Source organism: Lentibacillus amyloliquefaciens (assembly GCF_001307805.1).
Classification (GTDB): domain Bacteria; phylum Bacillota; class Bacilli; order Bacillales; family Amphibacillaceae; genus Lentibacillus; species Lentibacillus amyloliquefaciens.
Window position 1 is genome coordinate 1,379,666 of the sequence record NZ_CP013862.1, and the last position, 23,701, is coordinate 1,403,366.

Sequence of the window (23,701 nt, forward strand, 5' to 3'; positions counted from 1 at the left end):
TATATGTATAAACTTGCCTCAAATAATAGTAATCCATATGAATATAATACCATGTTATGGGCACTTTTGGCTAAAAAAATTCAAATAAATTTACGATATGACATAATTTTTCCGGAACATGCAAAAAAGAAGGTGTAAATTGTCATTTTAGTGCGTGTTCAAAAAGAAGGATCACAAGCCAACCGGAAAGTGTTGCCTGACTTTTAAGGGCCTCTTTTACATGGATTTAATCGGCTCTTTTGCAATATAATCCAGCCAATTATTTATCGTTCGTGTATAATTTTTCACAAACTGCTGATGGGAATGTTCTCCGATAACTTTATTTTTCCACTCATGCTGTGTTAAATAAGGTGTGACGAGCATTCCCTTCAGTTGCATCAGCAAAAACTGATTACTCAACTTTTTTTGCCGCTCTCCGGTGAAAATCGCATAAAACGTACTGCTTATCATGTAATTCTCCTTTGCCAGATACGTCACTGCCATCTCACGGACGAATATAGAGTCCAGCGACAATTCCCGCTGAATAAAACATGTTAATTGATGGTTCAGCTGTTTGTGCTGTATAATGACTTCAACCATTTTTTTTAGCTGTTCCAATGGTAGCAGCGATTTGTTTTCCTCAAGCGATATTTCGATTGCCTCAAGATATGCTTCATAATATTGTATAACGGCGTACTCAAGCAGGCCTTGCTTGCTTTTGAAATAATAGCTGATTAAAGACACGTTAACATCCGCTTTGCCAGCTATATCCCTTACGGATGTCCCATGGAACCCATTCTGAAAAAACAATGACGACGCGGCATCTATAACTTTCTGTTTTGTCGGATTCTTTTTCATTAGATTGCTCGCCTCCCTACTTTTCTTTTACGACGAAATAAGGAAATATCCTGCAAGTTTCGCTCGACAATTATCACAGCATTTTGTCGAAATTTAATATGGAAGGAATTGAATATTTATGTTTCAGGCAACTGCCTACTCAGGTGATAAAACAAATGATTATAAACAATTATTAAAACAGGCGACAGCTCTGTTTGAAGACGAAAATGATGAAATCGCCAATTTATCGAATGCTTCCGCTCTACTAAACCAGTTCCTAAATGACGTCAACTGGGTTGGATTTTATATCTGGAAAGATGATGAATTAATCCTTGGACCATTCCAGGGGCTGCCCGCATGTATCCGAATCGGATATGGCAAGGGGGTTTGCGGTACTGCCGTTAAAGAAGGCCGGACACAGCGAGTGGCTGATGTATTAGCTTATCCGGGCCATATCGCCTGTGATAGTGCGAGCCGTTCAGAAATCGTTATCCCATTATATGCGGGTAATACAATTTACGGCGTACTCGATATTGACAGCCCGAGCACAAACCGCTTTGATGAAACAGACCAAATCCATCTTGAAAAATTCGCAAAGGAATTAGAGGAATTCCTCAAGTGATTACCAGCATAGCAGCATTGACTGACAAGGTGTATCTTTTGATGAATGGTTTCACAAAAATAGTTGACTTCTGTTACGAAAGCTAATATACTATTCGTTGTGTAAAATAAAAAGGTAGCCTATGTGAACCGGCATTGCCGCCATTTTATTCCTCTATAGAAATAAGAGGTGTATCGCGTAACTCTCTGCTGCTGGGGCGAAGGTACATGAAAATAAAATGGACAATGTTTAGGAACACGGTCGTTTATTTTATGCAAATAAACTTATAAAGGAGGAAATGTCCAATGGCACGATTTACCGGATCAGACTGGAAAAAATCACGCCGCCTCGGCATTTCGTTAACCGGAACTGGTAAGGAACTGGACAGACGCCCTTACCCTCCTGGACAGCACGGACCTAACCAGCGGAGGAAAATGTCTGAATATGGTCTTCAGCTGCAGGAAAAACAAAAACTCCGTTTCATGTACGGATTGAACGAACGTCAATTCCTTAATCTTTTCACACAAGCAGGTAAAAAGAATGGTGTTCATGGTGAGAACTTTATGATCTTACTTGAATCACGCTTGGACAACCTTGTTTACCGTCTTGGTCTGGCACGTACTCGCCGACAGGCACGTCAATTGGTTGGTCATGGCCACGTAACGGTCGATGGCGGACGTATTGATATTCCGTCATACACTGTCAAGCCTGGTCAAGTCATCGGTTTGCGTGAAAGATCACAAAACCTTGACATCATCGAGGAAGCCATTGAAGTAAACAACTTCGTACCGGAATACTTGACCTTTGATGAAGATAAAAAAGAAGGAACGTATTCACGTTACCCTGAACGTTCCGAATTGCCAGCTGAAATTAACGAAGCACTTATCGTTGAGTACTACTCACGCAACTAGAATTGCTTTGGTTAATACAATGAATAAAACCCCCAAAACTTTGATATCTAAAGTTTTGGGGGTTTTTGTATTTATATTTTTAGTTACAGGTGCCCCTCCCTGCTGCTATAAGCGAATAGAATGGAAAAAGGGACATGACTATTTCAAATAATCATGTCCCCCGATTGTAGGTATTTCAGAACACCTTTTTAATCAGTAAATCGTACGAGGAAGTATTTTTTCTTACCGCGTCTGATAACCGTAAATTTTCCATCAAGACGGTCAGTTTCATCTACAATATATTGCAGATCCTGCTGACGCTCACCATTGATATAAATGGCGCCATTTTGAATATCTTCTCTTGCCTGACGTTTTGAAGAGGAGATTGATGCATTAACTAGTAAGTCAATCAGCCCAACATTTTCTTTCTTCACTTCACAAGTTGGCACGTCTTTAAAACCTTGCTCGATGTCACTGGCTGTCAGGTCTTTCAAACTGCCATTGAACAGAGACTCTGTTATTTTTTGCGCCTGCTCAAGAGCTTTCTGACTATGAACCATAACCGTCATTTCTTCAGCCAGCCGTTTTTGCGGCAAACGTTTTTCAGGATGATTTTCAAGCTCTGACTGCAGCTTAGTCAATTCCTCTTCCTCAAGGAATGTAAAATAGCGCAGGAACTTCATGACATCACGGTCATCGGCATTAATCCAGAACTGGTAAAATTCGTAAGGTGTCGTTTTCTCCGGATCAAGCCAAATCGCACCCCCCGCTGTTTTACCGAATTTACTGCCGTCAGCTTTTGTAATCAATGGCATCGTGAGTCCAAACACATTTATTTCTTCGTCCTCATTCTCGCGGGACCGGCGAATCAGCTCCATACCGGCGGTAATATTCCCCCATTGATCACTGCCGCCAATTTGCAGTGTACAGTTTTCCTGCTCGTATAATTTCATATAATCGAGCGACTGCAATATCATGTAACTGAATTCGGTATACGAAATCCCTTGTTCAATCCGTGCTGACACCGATTCTTTCCCGAGCATATAGTTGATGCCGAAATGTTTGCCCGCATCACGCAAAAAATCAATAACCGTCATTTGCCCAAGCCAGTCATGGTTATTCCGGGCAACTGCCGCATTGGTACCTTTATCAAAATTAAGCAGCCTTGCCAATTGTTCTTTAATACGTTCGCTGTATCCGTGAACGACAGAAGCATCGTTCAGTGAGCGTTCAGCTGACCGCCCGCTCGGGTCACCTATCATGCCGGTACCCCCGCCGATTAACGCAATTGGTTTATGACCTGCCTTTTGAAACCGCTTGAGCATGATGATCGGCAAGAGATGGCCGATATGCAAGCTGTCTCCGGTTGGATCAAAACCGCAATATAATGTCACCTGATTTTCATTCAAGTGTTTCTGCAGAGTTTCCCTGTCAGTTGTTTGTTGAATCAAACCTCTTCTTTCCAAATCCTGTAAAATAGTCATGTCACATCCACTCCATTTCAAAATAATAAAAAACCCGCCCTTAAAAAAATAAGGGACGAGTTTCCACTCGCGGTACCACCCTTGTTGCATAATAAAAATGCCACTTGGGATTGTTAACGGTAATGCCACCGTCTTTTAAGGGAAATATGCGCCTTAAAAGATGCTCCGGACTGTAATTCGCCTGCAAATAGTTACTGACTTTCACCTGCCGTCAGCTCTCTTGAAAAGGGATTTGCAAAACTACTTCGGGTCCTTCTACGCTCAACGTATGAGATTATTATCTATTGTTACCATAAATGTAACAAAATTGCAATATACAAACAAAAGAATTTAATTCAACAGATTTTACTGCTGTGCTATAATAGATTTGATTCAGGGGAGGTTTTTTAAAGTGGATTTTAAGCAATTATTCCAAAAGTATACACATAAAGTGAAGTCACTTTGGACTAACCTCAAATCACATCATTATACCGAAAAAGCAAAATCAATCTGGTCAACAGGAAAAATTCAAAAGTCATCACGCATCAGTTATGACGTCATTTGGAGTGTTCTTTTGTTTTTCGTGGTTATTGCTGTGATTGGAGGTATTTTTGCCGGTGGTGTCGGTGCCGGTTATTTTGCATCGCTTGTGAAAGATGAGCCGGTGCGAAACTATGAAAGTATGGAAACCGACATTTACAATTATGAAGAAACATCATCACTTTATTTTGCAGGCGAGAAATATATTGGTGATATCCGTTCTGATATATACCGTGAAGAAGTTTCACTGGATAATGTTTCAGATGTCTTAAAAGATGCCGTTATTGCAACAGAAGATGAATATTTTAACAAACATGAAGGAATTGTGCCAAAAGCCATCGTCCGTGCGATGGTTCAGCAAGTAACAAATTCCTCTACACAATCCGGGGGAAGCACTCTGACGCAACAGCTTGTTAAAAACCAAATCTTGACAAATGAAGTGTCATTTGAACGAAAAGCGAAAGAAATATTGATTGCCCTTCGTCTTGAGCGATTTTTTGAAAAAGATGAAATTCTGGAAGCCTACTTAAATATTGTCCCTTACGGCCGTGATGCATCCGGGGGAAATATTGCGGGTATCCAGACAGCCGCCCAGGGCATCTTTGGAATCGATGCTTCAGAAGCTAACCTTGCTCAGGCAGCATACTTGGCAGGTTTGCCGCAGAGCCCTTCAGCTTATACGCCTTTTAAAAACAGCGGTGGACTGAAAAGTCAGGAAGGCCTTAAGCCGGGCATTAACCGGATGCATTCTGTTCTAAACAGGATGTATGAATCTGATTATATTTCCAAAGAAGAATACGACAAAGCAATGGCATATGACATCACAGCTGATTTTGCTGAAGAGTCACAATCACCGATGGATAAATACCCGTACTTAACGTTTGAAACTGAAGATCGGGCAAGTGACATCATTATGAAACACTTGGCTGAAGAAGACGGCTATTCCATGGAAGATTTAAACAATGATGACGGGCTGAAAGAAGAGTACAGCATGTTGGCTGACCGTGCTTTACGCCAAAACGGTTATCAAATTCATACAACCATTGACAAAGAAACACATGATGCATTTAAGGAAACCGCGCAAAACTATGAATATTATGGACCTGACCGGACGGGATATGCAGAAGACCCCGAAACAGGTGAACAAGTCGAGGTCACACAGCCTGTCCAAACAGGCGGAATTCTGATTGAAAACTCGAGCGGACGTATCATCAGTTTTGTCGGCGGGCGGAATTACAATCAAGATAACCAGTTTAATTATGCCACCCAGGCCGAGCGTTCGAACGGCAGTACAATGAAACCTATTCTGTCCTATGCACCTGCCTTTGAAAAAGGTGTTATACAGCCTGGAACGCCGATAGCAGATATCCCTAAAACCTTCGCCGGTGGTTACACTCCCGGAAACTATGGCAGCGGGTATCATGGGATTGTTCCGGCCAGAAAGGCTCTTTACAACTCGTACAATATCCCGGCAGTAGATGTATATAGCCGGTTTTATCAGCAAGATGCCGTGAGTGAATTTCTTGAACCCATGGGTATTACATCTATCGGGGACAAAGAATATGCCAATCTCTCCCTGGCATTAGGCGCCACGAGTACTGGTGTTACGGTCGAAGAAAACGTAAATGCATTCTCGACACTCGGCAACAACGGAAAATTTGCTGACGGTTATATGATTGAAAAAATCACCGACCAGGATGGCAATGTCATATATGAACACAAACCCGATCCTGTCAATGTTTTTTCACCGGAAACATCTTACCTGACACTGGATATCATGCGCGATGTGATTGATCAGGGAACAGGTGCCTATGTGAACTCACAGATTAAACACAGTGGTGTCGACTGGGCAGGCAAAACAGGTACCTCGCAAAAATATAAGGATGCCTGGTTTGTTGGTGTGAATCCAAATGTTTCAATGGGTGTTTGGCTTGGCTATGAGGAAGGGAAAAGTATTCGATGTCCATCGTGCTCTTTAAGTTACAGTCAGCGTACTCAGAAACTATGGGCAGAACTAATCAACGCCGCGTCAGACATTAATCCGGATCTGGTCGCGCCTGATAAAAACTTCGAACGCCCTGACGGCATCGTATCACGAAGCTACTGTGCCATTTCCGGAATGCTGCCATCAGACCTTTGTAAAGAAGCAGGATTAGTTCAGACTGATCTGTTTAATGCCAAATATGTTCCAACTGAAGTAGATGACAGCCTTATCAGCGGCGGTTCTTATGTCACGGTCGATGGCAAATCCGTACAAGCGGGCAGTAAGACACCGCAAGAGTTCGTTGAAGGTGATGGATTGACCTTTAATCCGGAATTCCTTGAACGAAAGGGATATGACCAACTCAGCGATCTCTCCATGCTCTTCCCGCGCACCAACCGCGGTGCTTGGGAAAATATTGGGCTGCCGCAATCAGACATCAGCAGCAGTTCGATAGAAGACGACGGTGAAAACCCTGCCGCACCGGGGGATGTCTCTTCATCCGGCAATACGCTCTCTTGGAGCAGTTCAGGCAGCAATGACACTGTAGGTTATCGCATTTACAGTGCCGGCAGTACGGATGGTTCGTTCAGCCGTGTCGGCAGCACAACAGGGACAAGTTTTACAGCACCCAACAATAATGCCGTTTATCATGTCAAAACAGTTGATTATTTTGGTCTGGAATCGTCAGCATCTAATGTAGTCGAAGTCGGAAATGCATCCGGATCTGAGGATAATTCCGAGGAAGATAACGATGATTCCGGCGGAGATTCCGGATCTGAGGATAACTCGGAGTCAAATAATGATAATGGCAATTCTGAGGAAAACAACAATAATAACAACAATGAAGAAGATAATGAAAATGGCGGATCCGGTAGTGATGATACCGATAGTGATTCCAACAGCGATGGATCCACTGAAGACGACAACGGAAACGGCAGCAGCGAATCCGGTGGCGGTGGCGGCGGATCCGGCGACGGTGATTCCGAAGGCGATAATGACGGTTCCAACAATAGTGAAGCCGGTGACAATAGCTCCGACAGCAATAATTAGATGAAGATTAATTTAAAGGGGGATACTTGTCCCCCTTTTTTTATAAATTTCTATTCTATTTTCCATTACCTACTAAAAATCTATCCCAAAGTCCTGTATAATGACTAATGAAACCGCTATTATTTATCATCAACAAGGATGGTGAAATGATGGACCACACAAAAACATATTATTCAGAAACACGTGATACACCAAATGATTCAATTATAATCGAAGGCCCGCTTCCCTCTTCAGAGCTGAAAAAATACTATTTCCATGAACATTTAACAGCATTCCGTCCTGCACCCAAACAATTTGAAGCAATTCTCAGTATTGCGGATTTCACAGAGGGCAGGATCATTGTGGCACGAACAGAAGACACCATAGTCGGATATGTGACTTATTTACATCCGGATCCGCTCGAGCGGTGGTCAAAATTCAACATGGAAGATCTGATAGAACTCGGAGCAGTTGAAGTTATTCCCGCCTATCGCGGCGCTAAAATTGCCTCAGGACTTCTGGAACTATCTATGATGGATGACTATATGGAAAACTATATTGTCATTTCCACTGAATATTATTGGCATTGGGACCTGGATGAAACCCGCTTAAGTGTATGGGATTACCGGAAAGTAATGGAAAAAATGATGGCTGCAGGCGGCCTTTTACCTGCACCAACTGACGACCCTGAAATTATCTCACATCCGGCTAATTGTCTGATGGTCCGAATCGGCAAAAATGTACCTGAAGAATCGATTGAACGTTTCGATAAACTACGCTTTTTGCAGCGGCATCAACACCGCAATATGAGGGAGGGAATATAATGCTTGTAGAGGAAATTATGAAAACAGATGTACTGACACTCCCGCCAACAGCCTCTGTAGCTGAAGGCCTGCAGTTGCTTCGGGATAACCGTATCCGTCACATACCGATAGTCGATAACAAAAGTCAGGTCATCGGAATTGTATCAGACCGGGACGTCCGTGATGCATCACCATCTGTATTTGATCAATTCACAGATCATAGGGCGTTAAACAATGAGATTCAATCAATTATGAGCCACCCGGTTGTAACAGTCCACCCAATGGATTTTGTTGAAGAAATAGCACGTGTTTTCTACGATGAAGAATTTGCCTGCTTGCCGGTCATCAGTGAAAACAAATTAATTGGCGTCATTACAGAAAAAGATATGCTCTATACACTGATTCAGCTTACCGGCACAAATGTTCAAAGCTCGCAGATTGAAATTAAAGTCCCTCACAGGCCAGGGAGTCTGCCGAAAGTGGCATCCATTTTCGGGGAAAGAAACACAAACATTACGTCTATTCTGATGTATCCTTATAATGATGATCCGAACTACAGAATTCTTGTTTTCCGCGTCCAAACAATGAATCCTCTCCCTTTAATACAGGATTTACGTGATGCCGGCTACGAGCTGATGTGGCCAAATAATATTGCGGAGCCAAGACCATGACATGTCATGCCGCTTTTATTTATTCAAATGAGTTCCTGAACTATCATTTCCATTCGGATCATCCATTTAATCAGAAACGTGTCATGCTATCGAAGGACTTGCTGGAAAAACAAAATTTGCTGTCCGAGGATGATATAAGAGCCCATCGAACTGCTACTGATGAGGAACTTGCCCTTTTTCATGATAAAGCATATATCAATACGGTAAAGCAAGCGGGGATAAGCAATTTAACCGCTGACGAATCCGCGGAATATGGCATCGGAACAGAGGATACACCAATATTTTCAAATATGCACAAAGCATCATCCGCGCTTGTAGGCGGGACACTGTCAGCAGTAGATGCTGTATTAAAAGGAGAAGCTGAACATGCCGTGAATCTTGGCGGCGGTCTACACCATGGCTTCAAACGAAAAGCGAGCGGTTTTTGCATTTACAATGACGGAGCAATCGCTATCAAATACATACGAAAACACTATGACTTAAAAGTACTGTATGTTGATACAGATGCTCACCATGGTGATGGCGTTCAATGGGCTTTTTATGATGATCCCAACGTATGCACCTTGTCCATCCATGAAACAGGCCGGTATCTTTTCCCGGGTACAGGGCATATCAATGAACGGGGCATTAAGGAAGGACACGGCTATTCATTTAATTTGCCGATTGATGCATTTACTGAAGATGAATCATTTATCCAAGTTTATGAAACGGCCTTCAGGGAAATCACTGACTTTTTTCAGCCTGATGTTATTTTGACACAAAATGGCGCTGATGCTCATGTGAATGATCCGCTGACTCACTTATGCACAACAATGGAAAGCTTTGAGCGGATTCCCCTGCTTGCGCATGAATTGGCGCACCAATATTGCAATGGTCGCTGGATAGCTCTTGGCGGTGGCGGTTATGATATGTGGCGTGTCGTTCCACGCGCATGGGCACAAATATGGAGTGTGATGAAGACAGGTGACATTCAAAGGGGCCCGCTTCCACCTGACTGGGGGAGTGAGTGGCAATCCGAATCACCTGTCACACTGCCGAAAGTTTGGCAAGATGATAAAAAGATTGTGCCGAATATACCTCGGAAAGCTGATATAACAGAAAAAAATGAGAGAGTACTGCAAAGCTCTCTCAAGTATGCCAAAAATAAACTCAATGGCACGCGATAATTTAAAGGGAGATGCACCAGGCATCTCCCTTTATTCTTCAGCTTCATTTTCGAGTATAACAATCTCAACTATCAGCTTAATTTGTTCCGAGTTTAAAATTGATCAGCAATGATGCAGTCAACCCGCCTAAGACGACAAAGATTGAGGCTATATCCAAAAAAGAATTGAAACCTTGCGTACCGTCATTGGATCGGCATAAATTTTATTTTGTTGAATCCCTTTCAACAATTCGATGAGGCAATACCACTTTTTTCTCTTCCACTTCTTCTTTATTCATATATTTGGTCAATAAACGCATTGCGACTGCTCCGATATCATACATCGGCTGAACGATGGTTGACAGTGTCGGACGCACCATTGTTGCAAGTCTTGTATTGTCAAAGCCAAACACTTCGAGATCCTGTGGCACCTGATAGCCTTTGTCCTGCGCACCATGAATAACGCCAAGTGCCATCTCATCGGAAGATACAAATACTGCATCAGGCTTGTCTTCCATTTGCAGAAGCTGATCACTGGCATCCAGTCCTGAATCGTACGAATAATCACCTGTGAGGATATAGTCATCATTCAGGCTCACATTTTTTTCTTTTAAAGCGCGTAAATAGCCATTATATTTTTGTTGATTGATAAGAGTATCATCCACTCCGGATATAAATGCAATTTTTTCATATTCTTTTCCAAGCAAATAAGATGTTGCTTCAAATGCTGCAGCTTCATAATCAATGTTTACCGATGGTATCGTGTTTGTTTCGTCCTGGGTTGCGGCTACTACTACAGGGACTGATGCTGATTCAAACTGATTGGCATGATCCTCAGTGATATCGCCGCCCATAAACAATATACCGTCAACCTGCTTCTCAAGCATAGCATTAATCAATTGCAGTTCTTTATCTTTATTCTGGTCCGAGTTACTTAAAATCATATTATATTTATACATGGTCGCGATATCTTCAATCCCTCTTGCCAGTTCAGCGAAAAAGATACTGGAAATATCCGGGATAATTGCTCCGACTGTCGTTGTCTTTTTGCTTGCCAACCCTCTTGCGACAGCGTTCGGACGGTATCCTAGCTCTTCAATCGTTCTTGAAACTTTTTTTCGTGTTACAGGTTTTACATTCGGGTTTCCATTGACGACGCGGGAAACCGTTGCCATTGAAACATTTGCTTCCCGCGCTACATCATATATTGTTACAGTCATGTTTAACTACCTCCTCAGTCGTTACCAAAACGTTTTCTTTCTCATTATCATACGCTAACACGGGAAAAAACACAAAAATTTAAAGGCTGACCTGTTAAATGGTCAACCTTTAAAAAACATTTTTTCATATACACAACTTCATACAGTGATAATTATTTTTGCACTGCCGGGCGTGGTGCAAATTCGTCAAGTTCCTTCATGAAGTTATCAAATGTCGGTATATCCATTTGCTGAGCTGCATCTGACAAGGCGACTGCCGGATCAGGATGTACTTCAGCCATGATACCGTCAGCTCCAATAGCAACTGCCGCTTTAGCTGCAGGAAGAAGCAGATCTCTGCGTCCGGTGGAATGCGTAACATCAACCATTACAGGCAAATGCGTTTCCTGTTTCAAAATTGGCACTGAAGAAATATCCAATGTATTGCGCGTTGCTTTTTCATACGTACGGATGCCTCGTTCACACAATATGATATCACCATTGCCGCGTGACATAATATATTCTGCTGCATTGACAAATTCTGAAATCGTGGCTGACATGCCTCGTTTCAAGAGAACCGGTTTATTCGTTTCACCGACGGCCTTTAGAAGTTCAAAGTTTTGCATGTTGCGGGCGCCGATTTGAATAACATCGACATAGTCAAGCGCTTTTTCTACATGTTGCGGATTGACGATTTCACTCACAACAGCCAGATCGTGTTGATCAGCAGCTTGTTTCAAAATCTCCAGCCCTTCTATACCAAGTCCCTGGAAATCATATGGTGACGACCTTGGCTTAAATGCACCGCCGCGCAACAATTTAATGCCATTTCGTTTCACTGACTCTGCCACTTGCTCTACCTGTTCATAGCTTTCGACTGAGCATGGGCCCATGACATGCTGCACGCCGCCATTTCCAATTTCTTCACCTTTAATGTTAATGATTGTATCGTCCGGCTTCTTCTTTCTTGAAACAAGAAGCGCTTTACGGTGATCATCTTCCTGCAACTCCAGACTTGCTTTGAAAATTTCTTTAAAAATATGTTCAATGGTCGAATTCTCAAATGGACCATCATTTTTTTCGGTCAGCTCATTAAGCATTTTTCGCTCTCTTACAGGGTCATAGCGGTTAATGCTTTGCTTCTCTTTAACTTCCCCGATTTTTTGGACCGTTTCAGCGCGCTGGTTTATCAATTTTAAAAGCTCATTATTGACACCGTCCAAATTTTCGCGCAATTGTTCTAATTCATTACTCAATATGATCCCTCCTGTTAGCATTCAATTAATTTTGAGAATATATTAGGCATTATTATACAGAAAAGTTTAACGTTTGTCACCCTCAAATTTGCAAATTTTAAAGAAGGGGCTCATTTCCCACGAATAAAGTCAAAAAGCCAGTGATTGATCACTGACTTTTACTGTGTTTATTTTGTTTCAGACTTTTCGACTTCTGCTGCAGCTTCTTCAGCTGCTTCTTCTACTGCTTCATCGACAGAGTCATTATTGTTGCTGTTTCTGTCGTTCCATTTATCCTGCAGATTCTTGCTCAGTTCCTGCGTTTTTTCCTGTGTCTTTTGAGAAAGTCTGGAAGATGAATCAACGGCTTTTGTCTTTAAGTCTGAGCCTTTCAAGTAAGCTCTTTCTTTCAATTCAGAACCCTTGGTGTAAGCTGTATCTTTCCATTCGCTCCCCTTATCAAGGGCAGTGTCTCGCCATTCACCTGCACGCCCCTTCAATTGAACGGCGCCTTCATTAATGTCACCTCTGAATTCTCTTCCGGATTTAGGTGCCAAGAGCAGAGCAGTGACAGCACCTGCAATAGCCCCCATTAGTGTGCCAATCATAAAATCTTTTGTATTAATGTTAGCTGATTCCTGGTTGTTATTACTGTTATCGTTCCCCATCTCTAATTCCTCCTTATTTAGGTTTTTTGTTATTATTCTTTTTCCAAAAATCAACAATCGAATTGCCCCATTTGAGGACTTCGGAGACTTTCTCCTGATTTTTGGATGCTGAGCTTGAAATGCTTGAAGACAGCTTCTTCAATGATTCATTAAACTCATTTACTGTGTTGCCGACACCTTTAATGCCATCAAACAGAATATTCAGCTTGTCTGACTTTTGATTGACATCATCTGCCAGGCTGTTCGTTTTCTCGAGCAGCTCAGTGGTTTCAGATGTAATCCCCTGCATTTGCGACTCAAGATTCTCCAGGGTGCCGGATACATTACTCATCGTCCGCTGTGTTGCTTTAAGCGTTTTAATCACATAAACAACGAGCACCGTAATTGCAGCCGCAACAATAAGGGCAGCTATGTACAATAAAATCTCCATTGCCTGACCAACTCCTTCGATTCGGGAATAGTTCAATTAAGCGATGCGTGTTCGGAAGATTGCAAATGAATGCAGATGACGTATTCTTTACATAATATTCCCCAATCACAACTGTGCAAACGTTCCGCAAGTGCAGTCCGAATTCGCCCATACATCTGCCATATTTATACTATAACGGATTTTAACGATAATTTCGACAGATATGTGAAAAAATCAATAATCAAATATAAGAAAAGTTCAGCTTACCCCTCGTTTTCCCCCAAGTCAGAGGCCGGGATTCAAAAGAAAACGTTCACCTAAAATCATATAAAAAAGAGCCCGTTAAAATTGGCTCCTTTTTACCTAAGCTTTTTTTATAGGCTGATAATTGACGTAGTCCTGCTGATTTTCATATGCTTCTTGGAATTTCTGAATATCTCCTGCACCCATGAATAACAGCACACTGTCACGGTGCTCCATTAACACGTCTGTATTTGATAAATCGAGAATTGCACTGTCATCAACAAGTTTCTGCAAATCCTCAATCGTCAATTTGCCGCTTTCCTCTCTGGCTGAACCGAAAATATCACACAAATAAACCTTATCAGCAAGGTTTAAGCTATCGGCAAATTCCTGCAAAAATGTTTTTGTACGTGTGAACGTATGAGGCTGAAATATCGCTATAATCGGTTTATCTTGATATTTTTTCCGCGCTGTTTCAATCGTCGCCGTTATCTCCCGGGGATGGTGAGCATAATCATCAACCAATATTTGAGTTCCGAACGATTTCTCCGTAAAGCGGCGCTTAACCCCTTCAAACGAAGCGAGCGCTTTTACTTTTTGCGCTTTTATATCTTCATAATGGCAGATGGCAATAACGGACAGAGCATTTAACACGTGATGATTGCCAAACATCGGAATCCTGAATGTATCATAATAGGTATTTCGGACAAACACATCAAATTCGGTACCGTGCTCAGTTTCCGTTACGTTCTGTGCCTGAAAATCGTTCGTGCTCGAAAAACCATAATAAACGACCGGCACTTTCGCCTGGATCTGCTGCAATTGTTCATCATCACCGCAAGCGATGATCCCCTTCCTCACCCGGTCGGCCATAGACTGAAAAGCGTTGAAAACATCATCAATACTTGTGAAGTAGTCCGGATGATCAAAATCAATATTGGTCATGATGGCGTAATCCGGTTCATAGCTTAAAAAATGGCGCCGGTACTCACACGCCTCAAACGCGAAGTATTTGCTGTCCACGTGCCCTTTACCTGTCCCATCTCCGATCAGATAAGATATGGGGTATGATTGATCAAGGACATGCGCCAGCAAACCAGTGGTAGACGTTTTGCCATGCGCACCTGTTACAGCAATGCTGGTATATTGTTTCAGCCATTCACCTAAAAAGTCATGATATCTGTAAAACGTTAATCCTCGTTTCTTTGCTTTTTTAATTTCCGGATGGTTATCTGAAAAAGCGTTACCCGCAATGATGGTATAGCCTTCTTCGATGTTTTCTTCTGAGAAAGGGAAAATAGGAATGCCTTTATCCTCTAAAGCTTTTTGTGTAAAAAATTGCTTTTCAATATCAGATCCCTGCACCCTCTCACCTGAGTCGTGCAGGATATGAGCGAGTGAACTCATTCCGGTTCCCTTAATACCAATAAAATGGTAAGCTGTCATAAAAATGAACCTCCAAATTTATATCTGTCTAACTAAATGATTTATTACTTCCAACATTGCTATTTTGTCATTATAGCAAATAAATACGGAGAATAAAATATTTAGAAAGGCAGAGCTTAAACGGTCTTAATTTATTTACTTTGCAAGTAATAGCCAACTTCCCCAGGGATGTTTTCATCAATAAGGCGATAAAGGGCAGCGGCTTTTATCGCCTGAAAAGGCGGCCGCTTTTATGACATTATATACATCCACTGCTTTTGATGTTCATCCCACGAATGTCACATGATCCATGCGAGATAAAAATAGACCGCTGAAAAATTCGTTCTATCCTATAATATAAAAACAGGATGAATCAAGCAAGTATTAGTTTTCCAATTGGGCAGCTGATACTAACACATCACGTGGTTTACTGCCATTTTGCTGTGCAATGATTCCCCTATTTTCCATAACATCCATCAATCTAGCGGCCCGGTTATAGCCAATTTTAAAATGACGCTGAATCAACGATGTGCTTGCACTATTATGATGGATGACAAAATCAATGGCATCTTCCAGCAGCTCGTCTGTCTGCTCATCCTTTGAAACATCCTGAAGCAATTGCTCCTCTTCAAACACATATGCCGGCTCTGCCAAAGTGCGCGCATAATCAGTGACACGTTCGATCTCTTCATCCGACACAAACGCCCCCTGCAGCCTTATGCTTTTGCCCGCACCATTTTCAGTAAACAGCATATCACCTTTTCCGAGCAGTTTTTCTGCTCCGCCGGTATCAATAATCGTTTTTGAATCAACTTGTGAAGACACACTGAAAGCAATCCGAGTCGGTATATTTGCTTTAATCAGACCTGTTATGACATCAACCGATGGGCGTTGTGTAGCCACAAGCAAATGAATCCCGCAGGCTCGTGCTTTCTGAGCGATCCGGCTGATGGAATCCTCAACATCCTGAGGTGAGACCATCATCAGATCAGCCAATTCGTCAATGACGATGACGATAAACGGCATTTTATCTTCAGGGCGATTCTGCTTTCTCATGTTTTGGTTGAAACGTTCGATATCGCGGACACCTTCTCTCACAAAGGCATCATAGCGTTTATCCATCTCATTGACGGCCCATTTCAAAGATGCGGTTGCCGCTTTCACATCGGTAATCACCGGCGAGATAAGATGCGGAATACCATTGTAAGGTGCTAATTCCACCATTTTCGGATCGATCAGCATAAATTTGACTTCTTCATGACTTGCCTTATACAAGAGACTGATCAAAATCGTATTGATGCAGACACTCTTGCCTGATCCGGTAGCGCCGGCAATTAAACCGTGCGGCATTTTTTGGATATCCGTTACCATGGGGTCCCCTTCAATACTTAACCCCAGCCCGATCGTTAACGGTGACTTGCTTGATTGAAATGTATCTCTTTCAAAGATCTCCTGCAGACTGACCGTTTGTGGATGCTGATTCGGAATCTCAATGCCAACTGTATGCTTTCCGGGGATTGGCGCTTCAATACGAATATCCTTGGCTGCTAAACTTAATTTAAGATCATCGCTGAGATTTTTAATTTTACTCACTTTGACACCCGGTTCAGGTTGTACTTCAAACCTTGTAACAGACGGGCCTTGCGTCACGTTAACCACTTTTGCCCGGACATTGAAATGTTTTAGCGTCTTTTCCAAAACTTGCTGCTGGTCTTGCATCCATAATTTATCCTGGTCTGTCTTTTGCTCCTGGTCGTTTAATAAATGATAAGGCATTGTACGATCTTGTTGCACTTCTTGTTTATTTTGGCCGGAGGTGTGCCCCCTGACCCGTTTTGTTCGCTGCGTGTGATTTCGTTTATCATTGGCTGACATCAAAACATTAAATGGCGGTGTTACAGAACCCGATTGCTCTTTTTTTGATTTACGCGGATGCGCGCTTTTCCTATTTCGGCGCTCAGATTTGGGTTTGTCAGGCGTTTTCGGTATCGTTTTTTCAGCAGGTGCATCATTTCCTGGTACCGAGTTTTCCCGTTCAGAGCTGTTTCTTGTCTTTTTATCGTCAGATTCCCTCTCAGTCTTGCTGTCAACCGTTTCATTCTCCTGCGTTTCAGTCGCTGCTGTCTCTTCCTTACTTAATAGATTGATGTCATGATCCTCTTTTCGCTGGTATGCAGGTATATCCTCAATTGGCTGTTCCTTTTTTTGTTTCTGGAAACCATATATCGGTGAGGGTACATCGCTTGCTTTGAAGGGTTCACTCTTATCAGGTTTATAAATCTTGTGTATATCCTGCGCCTCTCCCGGGGTTTCCCGGGGTTCTTCACGCGAATTTTCTCTTCCTTCCGGCTGCATCCGTTCATTTCTCGTTTTTCTCTGAAATGCCGGTATATCGGTCGATTCCTTTTGTCTCGGCTTATCCGGGATGACAGGAAATCGAAAGGGCCTCTCAGCAGGGTATTGATAGGTCATACGTGTTTGGATATCCTGGTTGCCGTGATTCAGCTTTTCTTCAGGCTGATCATCTCTTTCTTCCTTTTCCTCAAAAAAGAATCGGCTGAGTTTCTCTTTCCATCGACCCCACATATGTATTCACTCATTTCTTTGTAATTCAAGGTATTATCATTTTAGCAGTTTTCTGATGAAATTGTAATACACAAAGGCGATCTACTAGATTACCCCACATGATAACTTATCGACCAATATGGGGGCCGTTGCAGTAAAAAACAACCTGTGCCAATCGACAAAGGTTGTTTTGATTTTAAGATACAAATGGCTCACCTATTGTATACGTATCATCCAGCACATAAATCCCTTTTTCCCGGGGTGCATTCAGCAGCCCCAGTTCTTTTGGTGAGCATATCATACCATTCGATGGAGTTCCGCGTAATTGTGTCGGTTTAATCTTCATCCCGTTTGGCATAATTGCTCCAACTTTTGCCACGACCACTTTTTGACCTTCGTCAACATTTGGAGCACCGCATACAATCTGCAGTTGCTCATCACCTGTATCAACCTGACAGACACTTAATTTATCAGCATCCTCGTGCTGTGACTTTTCAATGACATGACCGACAACAAACGTTGGACTTAAATCAAAATCAAGTTTATCATCAAGGTCATTTTGATTGAAGGCTTTTTTCATTTGATCCAGCATTTTTTCCGTCATGCTTATTTTCCCATTGCCGCTTAGATTAAAATACGTGGAAGCTTTAAAAATATTATAGCCGATAATTGCGCCTTGACTGTTCATTATTTTCGTAATATCTCCGCAGTTTTCATGTGTCTTATTATAACGGTCGCCATCCTCAATCGGGACTATCAGGACGTCCCCTATCCCATTTTGGTTGTAAAATACATCCATGATGCTCATTCCTTTCTATTTCTTTTCCGGACGATTTTTGGCTAGTATGAAGACCGGTTCGAGCGTTTTGTCTTCATAAATGAATGAAAGTGACGTGATCGGTATCCGACCCTCCGCAAAAAACTTCATCGTCATTTGAGCCAATATGTCATAGCCCGCTTTATTCCGGATATCAACAAAAATGAGCACATCCTGATGCGGAACTGCGACAGCCAGCTCTCCCTTGGCATTGGCCAGCATTTCTTCGAGGAGAGCCTCATTGAGAATCCGGCTGGCATCATAGCCATCCTGTGTTGCTATAAAGTAAAAGTCATTATCAGCGACAGTTTCTTTCTTATAGTCATTGGTTAAAGACCTGACATTGAACGTCGCGATTTCATCCATTCGCTCCTGACTCCAGCCTTCTTCTTCCAGCATTGATTCATCGATTAACTGGTATGATTTTCCCAAGTCCAACGCATAATAAACACGCGTTTCTGCCGTGTGGTCTTTATAAATCAGTTTTTTGCCGCCATTTGTTTCGGTTGTAAACGATGTGGCCCGGATGACCGGAAAAATATTTTTCTCCATTCCTGAGAGGCGATGATCTTCATGCATGATTTTTAAAGCCTCTGACACATGCTCTTCAAGATCATCAATTGCTGACTCACCGCGTTCATTATACTTCGACACAACATTCGGCAGTGTGATGGTCATCCCCTGACCTGTATCTTTCCATTCAATCCGAAATGTATCTTTATCACGATTGTAGGATGTTTTATAACTTTCATTCGCTAATCGCTCCTGAAGAATTTTTTTCATTTTTAAACTCGTCATTTTCATCCTTTTAGTCTCTCCTTTTATCATTTTAGTCGAGAAGACTCCACCCTCAAGGATTGTGAAGGGCGTAGCCCAATGAGCAGGGTGGAGATGAATCGCCTATTTGCGTAGCAAAACTTAAGTTTGCGTGGTATAATACTCTTGTACAGATTGCTCTTTGAAAACTGGATATATGGGGTTGTGACAAGAAATGCTTTGTCACGTAAAATATTCAAGCAACAATCGTCCCACACGTGCCGAAGTAGCGAAAACCAAGCAAAGTAGGGCGTGTGGTGAATCCAACGTACAAGATATTTTGCTTTCACTGTAGGGACTACGGGTAGAGCCTACTCAAAACTTTCGGTTACGAAGGTGTTCGTAGGAATCTCCCACTTCAAACAGTTCGTAAGAGCTTTAAGTGGGGTAGTTCAAGAGCTGACTTTGTCCATAAAGGCCATTACTTCATCTTTCGTTTTTCGGTCTTTGCTGACAAATCTCCCGGCTTCTTCGCCATTTTTGAATGCGATGAAACTCGGAATTCCGAAAACATCATATTCCTGACAAATATTAATGAGCTGGTCACGATCCACTTCAACAAATGTGAAATTTGGATATGCTTGTTCAATTTCCGGAAGGACCGGTTCAATCACACGGCAATCCGGACACCAATCGGCTGAAAACACCGCAACCACGTTTTCGTTTTTAATTGTATCGTAAAATTGTTTTTGCGTTTCAATTGATTTCATTTCAAATCATCCTCCATTGCTAATAACTATCATATCCTTGTTCCATCCGGGATTCAATCATCCTGCAGTTTTTTCACAGCAGAGAGGTATTATTTTTGTACCGTGTTTTGATGTTCTTTGACAATGGAGTTGGCTATCTTTATCATGTCTTCTGCATCGTTATCCAGTTCTGATTTGGACGTATAAGTGGTTACTTTCACCCCGCCAATCCCAGCCTGCAGTTCATAAGCATCTTCTTTATCAGGGAGCACACGGATATAACCAAATTTTTCCTGGTCTTTAAACGACTCAAGTAACAACGCCTGATCGCTTTTAGCAGCTGCGGATTCATAACTTAATTCACTGAGCGGGTTCTCCAGATTGTTGTAAAACACGATATATGTCTGGTCCCCATCTTCAATGATGACATTGCTTGAATCCTCTTCTACAACATCCATGCCTGCAGGTAAATACATAGAAAAAGCGTCCAGCTGCCGGTTCGATTCAAATGAATTTTCAGCATAAAACGTTTCTTCTGCGGTTTCTTTTGTATTTTTAATTGCCTCTTCCTCGGATTGCATGCTGCACCCACTGCATAGTGAAACACAAAACAGCACCAGGAAAGTGTTTTGCAACCTTTTCATTGTTCTTCCCCAAGATATCACGTTACACTCAGTCTATGATACTATGAAATCTTGTTCAGACAAAGGGGATTATATTAATTCAGACTTTTTCGTTTGCCTTGCTTTCTAAAACGGGTAAAATAGAATTAGAACTATGGTAATTGGAGGGATTTTAATGGAACTGACAGTCTATCTCGCAGGTCAAATTCACGATGATTGGCGGGAACAGTTAAAATCAAAAGCTAAAGAGAAGAATCTTCCGCTCACATTTGTCGCACCGCAGACAAACCACGACCGTTCCGACAATGTGGGGGAAGACATCCTTGGCGAGCAGCCGGGAAATGTGTATAAGGACGATGCAGCTTCAAGCATTAACAATTTGCGTACAGAGGTGCTGATGCAAAAATCAGACGTTGTCGTTGCCTTGTTCGGTGAAAAATATAAGCAATGGAACACAGCAATGGATGCCAGCGCCGCCATTACCATGAATAAACCGACGATTCTCGTACGGCCAGAGTCACTGATCCACCCGCTGAAAGAACTTTCCAATAAAGCTAATGTAACAGTCGAAACGGTTGATCAGGCACTTGATGTTTTAAGCTATATTTATGAATAAAAAGGGCATGACGACTTAAGTAGGTTTTTGGCATAAAAATAAAACAGCTTAGTTAATATTTTACTGAGCTGTTTCTTTTTTTAAGATTATTCAGGCAATCGCCCTTAACGGAACATCTATTTGGTATTCATCAAGAAAATATTTTGTCTCGCTTAAATTGACAAATCAAATGATAAAGTGAATCTTCAATCAGTGGGGGTTTTCTTTCTTCCCCCACTGATTGTTAGATGAACGAATCGGACATTTACTGGCAGCCACCCCCCACCTAATCTTCGTCGTATACGCGAACATTTGAGGTGGGGGTTTTACTTCCAGTTACATGCGGGATAAAAACTCGGGCAGTTCTTGTTCATGCTTGTCGAGCATAATCTGTTCCGGATTGATGCCCTGCTCACGCAGTACTTCAATGTTCTGCACGAGGAATTCGTCGCTGCCAACAACATAGAAGAGTCCATCCTTGTCTGCAGCAAGATTTTTCACTTCTTCATAGTAGTCTTTACGGTTATCGACGAACTGTGATGTGAATTTCTTGTCAGGTGCGGATTCAAAAATATTAGTGAATAAGAAATCTTTTGATGAATCGATGTTCAGGGAATGAATTTGATTGACGTTGTCAGCACGTTCGAAATACTCAAGTACAAGCGGTCTAAAAGTTGCCAAGCCGACACCCGATGACAGCAGGTAAACATTTTTGCCTTCTCTTGTAAGCGGTACATTCGAATGCGTTTTAAATATTGCAACTTCATTGCCGACTTCAAGATTTCTTAAAATCATTTTAAACTTAGAGCACTGCTCTCTGATGCGTGTTGTGATACCAATTGAATTTTCGTGCGGTAAAGTGGAGATTGACATGTGACGAATCAGGCTGCGGTCTGGTTTATCTCCGGCATTAAAACCTTCCAGTGCAAAGTGGGTGTGGGAACCTTCTTCCCATGTAAAGTCTTCCGGACAGTCGAGCACGTACGTTTTAACCTCAGGCGTTTCATCAATAATCTTATTTATTTTAGTCCAGTATATTTGCATTATATATTCTCCCTACTCAATTATATGTATCGTTACTATCTAATATACAATAAGTGATAATGATTCTCAATTAAACGGATTGATTATTTCAGATAACTTATGTGACTTTAAATTTGCTAACTGTTTAGAAGAAGGGCTTGAACCAAAATTATTCATAGTTCCAAACGAACACGTTTTCACCACCAATTATTCGCGTCCGATAACGGAACAAAATAGCATAGATTGCAATACATAATCCTTATATAAGGATAATAGGAACGAAGTGAAAAGCTTCCATTTCTTATCTCATACTAGCACCTGTAAAAATCTACTTTTTCGGCTTTTTAATGTGCTATCTCATTAAACTTGAGCAAAATACAATAATTCCAAGTAACAGTGACTGTACTATACTCGGTTTTAAAAAAGTGAAAATCAAAGTTAATGCCACTGCAAAGAAAAAAGAATGTAAACAGTCCTTGTGGTGCATTCAATTTTTTATTCATCTTAATCATCCTCCCATATACCATGCTTTACTGATTTAATTTTAATATAACTTTATTCAATTAAATGGCCATTTAAAACAAAGTAGGCGCAAGTCTTATTCAATTCTTGCGCCCTATAATTGAACAATACGGCCTTTATCTACCAAATTCAGGTTATATCCTTGTTTAATTTACTTTTGATAATCCATTCACTAATAAAGCCTACTAATATCCCAAAAGCGATTGGCAGAAGTGAAATCTCAAAATATGGCAATGACATTCTAAATACAAGAAAATCAACACCAGCAATATCGCCAATCAAATAAAGCAAAAACATTGTTCCAATTGAGGCTATTAACGGAATCCAAAAAGGTTTATTCACAACAATCCACCTTTATTTAAAGTCAATATACTAAGTTTTATTTGAAGTCTTATTTCGTTAAATGACCAAATTCAGAAGGCTGTACTCTTATTAAATTACTGCGCCCGTTGATTGAATAAACCATTTGTTATTAGATGATATCGTATTATGGAAAGCTATCATTATGAATAATCTTCTTTTTTTTGCTATAAATTTCATAAGCAAAATATCCAAATAATAAACCTATCCCAGGCCCCCACGCAATTGATGATAACAAGGCAATTGGGAGAAGTAAGCTTACGAATATAGCAGCAATAAATCCAATCACCATTCCGAGTGGTATAAGACTGTCTAATAAATTTTGAGCACCTCTTGTTTTTTTCTTACCAAGAGTGCCTTTCTTAGTTTTGTGTATCATTCTCAAAACGACAAATACTGCAATTCCACAAACCAGGACAAGTGGTAGAAAAATACGCATTATTTCTAGTGTTAAGCTCATATTAATCCCTCACTTTTCTTCGTTTTTAAGTTAATACAATTTTAACATAATTCATTCCATTATCGGCTCCGATTCTACAATACAGGGCGCGAATCTTTATTCCAGAATGGC

Annotated in this window: 22 protein-coding genes and 1 other annotated feature; of the genes, 7 read left to right on the top strand and 15 right to left on the bottom strand. The window is 41.5% G+C overall.

Going from position 1 to position 23,701, the window contains the following annotated elements; all coding sequences use genetic code 11:
- Positions 1 to 216: 216 nt before the first annotated feature.
- Complete coding sequence (gene refZ / locus AOX59_RS06980; RefSeq protein ID WP_068443781.1) at positions 217 to 837, bottom strand: forespore capture DNA-binding protein RefZ; 621 nt, start codon at positions 835 to 837, stop codon at positions 217 to 219.
- Between the two features lie 118 nt (positions 838 to 955).
- Between refZ and AOX59_RS06985 the strand changes: the two genes are divergently transcribed.
- Together AOX59_RS06985 and rpsD are read left to right on the top strand one after the other, a co-directional pair.
- Positions 956 to 1,438 (top strand): GAF domain-containing protein, encoded by a 483-nt coding sequence (locus tag AOX59_RS06985; RefSeq protein WP_068443784.1) that lies wholly within the window; start codon positions 956 to 958, stop codon positions 1,436 to 1,438.
- A 284-nt stretch (positions 1,439 to 1,722) separates the two neighbouring features.
- The gene (gene rpsD, locus AOX59_RS06990; RefSeq protein ID WP_068443786.1) at positions 1,723 to 2,328 is read left to right on the top strand and encodes a 30S ribosomal protein S4; all 606 of its coding nucleotides are present in this window, start codon (positions 1,723 to 1,725) and stop codon (positions 2,326 to 2,328) included.
- Positions 2,329 to 2,516: 188 nt separating this feature from the next.
- On the opposite strand, the gene tyrS is transcribed toward rpsD, so the two are convergent.
- On the bottom strand, positions 2,517 to 3,791 hold the full coding sequence (gene tyrS, locus AOX59_RS06995; RefSeq protein ID WP_068448187.1) for a tyrosine--tRNA ligase: 1,275 nt from the start codon (positions 3,789 to 3,791) through the stop codon (positions 2,517 to 2,519).
- A gap of 48 nt (positions 3,792 to 3,839) precedes the next feature.
- Positions 3,840 to 4,058, bottom strand: a binding site (T-box leader).
- Positions 4,059 to 4,182: 124 nt separating this feature from the next.
- On the opposite strand from tyrS, the gene AOX59_RS07000 reads away from it, so the two are divergent.
- The 4 genes from AOX59_RS07000 to AOX59_RS07015 all read left to right on the top strand — a co-directional run bounded on the left by AOX59_RS07000 (position 4,183) and on the right by AOX59_RS07015 (position 9,963).
- Positions 4,183 to 7,344 carry a transglycosylase domain-containing protein gene (locus tag AOX59_RS07000; protein ID WP_068443788.1) on the top strand — a complete coding sequence of 1,054 codons (3,162 nt, stop codon included), beginning with the start codon at positions 4,183 to 4,185 and terminating at the stop codon, positions 7,342 to 7,344.
- Between the two features lie 149 nt (positions 7,345 to 7,493).
- Complete coding sequence (locus AOX59_RS07005; RefSeq protein ID WP_068443791.1) at positions 7,494 to 8,147, top strand: GNAT family N-acetyltransferase; 654 nt, start codon at positions 7,494 to 7,496, stop codon at positions 8,145 to 8,147.
- On the top strand, positions 8,147 to 8,797 hold the full coding sequence (locus tag AOX59_RS07010) for an acetoin utilization AcuB family protein (protein ID WP_068443794.1): 651 nt from the start codon (positions 8,147 to 8,149) through the stop codon (positions 8,795 to 8,797). The genes AOX59_RS07005 and AOX59_RS07010 overlap by 1 nt, the downstream gene beginning before the upstream one ends.
- Positions 8,794 to 9,963 (top strand): acetoin utilization protein AcuC, encoded by a 1,170-nt coding sequence (locus AOX59_RS07015; RefSeq protein WP_068443796.1) that lies wholly within the window; start codon positions 8,794 to 8,796, stop codon positions 9,961 to 9,963. The genes AOX59_RS07010 and AOX59_RS07015 overlap by 4 nt, the downstream gene beginning before the upstream one ends.
- A 202-nt stretch (positions 9,964 to 10,165) precedes the next feature.
- Here AOX59_RS07015 and ccpA read toward each other — a convergent pair whose 3' ends face one another.
- The 10 genes from ccpA to AOX59_RS07065 all read right to left on the bottom strand — a co-directional run bounded on the left by ccpA (position 10,166) and on the right by AOX59_RS07065 (position 20,651).
- Positions 10,166 to 11,161 carry a catabolite control protein A gene (gene ccpA, locus AOX59_RS07020; RefSeq protein ID WP_068443798.1) on the bottom strand — a complete coding sequence of 332 codons (996 nt, stop codon included), beginning with the start codon at positions 11,159 to 11,161 and terminating at the stop codon, positions 10,166 to 10,168.
- A 152-nt stretch (positions 11,162 to 11,313) separates the two neighbouring features.
- Positions 11,314 to 12,396 carry a bifunctional 3-deoxy-7-phosphoheptulonate synthase/chorismate mutase gene (locus AOX59_RS07025; RefSeq protein WP_068443801.1) on the bottom strand — a complete coding sequence of 361 codons (1,083 nt, stop codon included), beginning with the start codon at positions 12,394 to 12,396 and terminating at the stop codon, positions 11,314 to 11,316.
- A gap of 167 nt (positions 12,397 to 12,563) precedes the next feature.
- On the bottom strand, positions 12,564 to 13,043 hold the full coding sequence (locus tag AOX59_RS07030; protein ID WP_068443804.1) for a YtxH domain-containing protein: 480 nt from the start codon (positions 13,041 to 13,043) through the stop codon (positions 12,564 to 12,566).
- A gap of 13 nt (positions 13,044 to 13,056) precedes the next feature.
- Complete coding sequence (locus AOX59_RS07035) at positions 13,057 to 13,473, bottom strand: DUF948 domain-containing protein (RefSeq protein ID WP_068443806.1); 417 nt, start codon at positions 13,471 to 13,473, stop codon at positions 13,057 to 13,059.
- A gap of 342 nt (positions 13,474 to 13,815) precedes the next feature.
- Entirely contained in the window at positions 13,816 to 15,141 is a 1,326-nt protein-coding gene (gene murC, locus AOX59_RS07040) for a UDP-N-acetylmuramate--L-alanine ligase (protein ID WP_068443809.1), read from the bottom strand.
- A gap of 363 nt (positions 15,142 to 15,504) precedes the next feature.
- Complete coding sequence (locus AOX59_RS07045) at positions 15,505 to 17,706, bottom strand: DNA translocase FtsK (protein ID WP_068443812.1); 2,202 nt, start codon at positions 17,704 to 17,706, stop codon at positions 15,505 to 15,507.
- A gap of 175 nt (positions 17,707 to 17,881) precedes the next feature.
- Entirely contained in the window at positions 17,882 to 18,484 is a 603-nt protein-coding gene (ytpR, locus tag AOX59_RS07050) for a YtpR family tRNA-binding protein (protein WP_068443814.1), read from the bottom strand.
- Between the two features lie 15 nt (positions 18,485 to 18,499).
- Positions 18,500 to 19,306 carry a DUF1444 domain-containing protein gene (locus AOX59_RS07055; RefSeq protein WP_068443817.1) on the bottom strand — a complete coding sequence of 269 codons (807 nt, stop codon included), beginning with the start codon at positions 19,304 to 19,306 and terminating at the stop codon, positions 18,500 to 18,502.
- A gap of 404 nt (positions 19,307 to 19,710) precedes the next feature.
- Positions 19,711 to 20,028 (bottom strand): thioredoxin family protein, encoded by a 318-nt coding sequence (locus AOX59_RS07060; protein ID WP_068443820.1) that lies wholly within the window; start codon positions 20,026 to 20,028, stop codon positions 19,711 to 19,713.
- An 89-nt stretch (positions 20,029 to 20,117) separates the two neighbouring features.
- A complete protein-coding gene (locus AOX59_RS07065; protein ID WP_156418651.1) occupies positions 20,118 to 20,651 on the bottom strand; it encodes a hypothetical protein in 534 nt (177 codons plus the stop codon).
- 154 nt (positions 20,652 to 20,805) lie between these two features.
- Between AOX59_RS07065 and AOX59_RS07070 the strand changes: the two genes are divergently transcribed.
- Positions 20,806 to 21,246, top strand: a complete 441-nt coding sequence (locus tag AOX59_RS07070; RefSeq protein WP_068443826.1) for a YtoQ family protein — start codon at positions 20,806 to 20,808, stop codon at positions 21,244 to 21,246.
- Between the two features lie 315 nt (positions 21,247 to 21,561).
- Here AOX59_RS07070 and AOX59_RS07075 read toward each other — a convergent pair whose 3' ends face one another.
- The 3 genes from AOX59_RS07075 to AOX59_RS07085 all read right to left on the bottom strand — a co-directional run bounded on the left by AOX59_RS07075 (position 21,562) and on the right by AOX59_RS07085 (position 23,590).
- Positions 21,562 to 22,269, bottom strand: coding sequence for a ferredoxin reductase domain-containing protein (locus tag AOX59_RS07075; protein WP_068443829.1), 708 nt, complete (start codon positions 22,267 to 22,269; stop codon positions 21,562 to 21,564).
- Positions 22,270 to 22,899: 630 nt separating this feature from the next.
- Positions 22,900 to 23,112, bottom strand: a complete 213-nt coding sequence (locus AOX59_RS07080; protein WP_068443833.1) for an ATPase — start codon at positions 23,110 to 23,112, stop codon at positions 22,900 to 22,902.
- Between the two features lie 145 nt (positions 23,113 to 23,257).
- Positions 23,258 to 23,590 (bottom strand): hypothetical protein, encoded by a 333-nt coding sequence (locus tag AOX59_RS07085; protein ID WP_068443836.1) that lies wholly within the window; start codon positions 23,588 to 23,590, stop codon positions 23,258 to 23,260.
- Positions 23,591 to 23,701 lie beyond the last annotated feature (111 nt).

Excerpts from the sequence above, each read along its gene's own strand:
- refZ (WP_068443781.1), bottom strand. The coding sequence starts at position 837 with ATGAAAAAGAATCCGACAAAACAGAAAGTTATAGATGCCGCGTCGTCA.
- AOX59_RS06985 (WP_068443784.1), top strand. The coding sequence starts at position 956 with ATGTTTCAGGCAACTGCCTACTCAGGTGATAAAACAAATGATTATAAA.
- rpsD (WP_068443786.1), top strand. The coding sequence starts at position 1,723 with ATGGCACGATTTACCGGATCAGACTGGAAAAAATCACGCCGCCTCGGC.
- tyrS (WP_068448187.1), bottom strand. The coding sequence starts at position 3,791 with ATGACTATTTTACAGGATTTGGAAAGAAGAGGTTTGATTCAACAAACA.
- AOX59_RS07005 (WP_068443791.1), top strand. The coding sequence starts at position 7,494 with ATGGACCACACAAAAACATATTATTCAGAAACACGTGATACACCAAAT.
- AOX59_RS07010 (WP_068443794.1), top strand. The coding sequence starts at position 8,147 with ATGCTTGTAGAGGAAATTATGAAAACAGATGTACTGACACTCCCGCCA.
- AOX59_RS07015 (WP_068443796.1), top strand. The coding sequence starts at position 8,794 with ATGACATGTCATGCCGCTTTTATTTATTCAAATGAGTTCCTGAACTAT.
- ccpA (WP_068443798.1), bottom strand. The coding sequence starts at position 11,161 with ATGACTGTAACAATATATGATGTAGCGCGGGAAGCAAATGTTTCAATG.
- AOX59_RS07030 (WP_068443804.1), bottom strand. The coding sequence starts at position 13,043 with ATGGGGAACGATAACAGTAATAACAACCAGGAATCAGCTAACATTAAT.
- AOX59_RS07035 (WP_068443806.1), bottom strand. The coding sequence starts at position 13,473 with ATGGAGATTTTATTGTACATAGCTGCCCTTATTGTTGCGGCTGCAATT.
- murC (WP_068443809.1), bottom strand. The coding sequence starts at position 15,141 with ATGACAGCTTACCATTTTATTGGTATTAAGGGAACCGGAATGAGTTCA.
- AOX59_RS07045 (WP_068443812.1), bottom strand. The coding sequence starts at position 17,706 with ATGTGGGGTCGATGGAAAGAGAAACTCAGCCGATTCTTTTTTGAGGAA.
- ytpR (WP_068443814.1), bottom strand. The coding sequence starts at position 18,484 with ATGGATGTATTTTACAACCAAAATGGGATAGGGGACGTCCTGATAGTC.
- AOX59_RS07055 (WP_068443817.1), bottom strand. The coding sequence starts at position 19,306 with ATGAAAATGACGAGTTTAAAAATGAAAAAAATTCTTCAGGAGCGATTA.
- AOX59_RS07060 (WP_068443820.1), bottom strand. The coding sequence starts at position 20,028 with ATGAAATCAATTGAAACGCAAAAACAATTTTACGATACAATTAAAAAC.
- AOX59_RS07065 (WP_156418651.1), bottom strand. The coding sequence starts at position 20,651 with ATGAAAAGGTTGCAAAACACTTTCCTGGTGCTGTTTTGTGTTTCACTA.
- AOX59_RS07070 (WP_068443826.1), top strand. The coding sequence starts at position 20,806 with ATGGAACTGACAGTCTATCTCGCAGGTCAAATTCACGATGATTGGCGG.
- AOX59_RS07075 (WP_068443829.1), bottom strand. The coding sequence starts at position 22,269 with ATGCAAATATACTGGACTAAAATAAATAAGATTATTGATGAAACGCCT.
- AOX59_RS07085 (WP_068443836.1), bottom strand. The coding sequence starts at position 23,590 with ATGAGCTTAACACTAGAAATAATGCGTATTTTTCTACCACTTGTCCTG.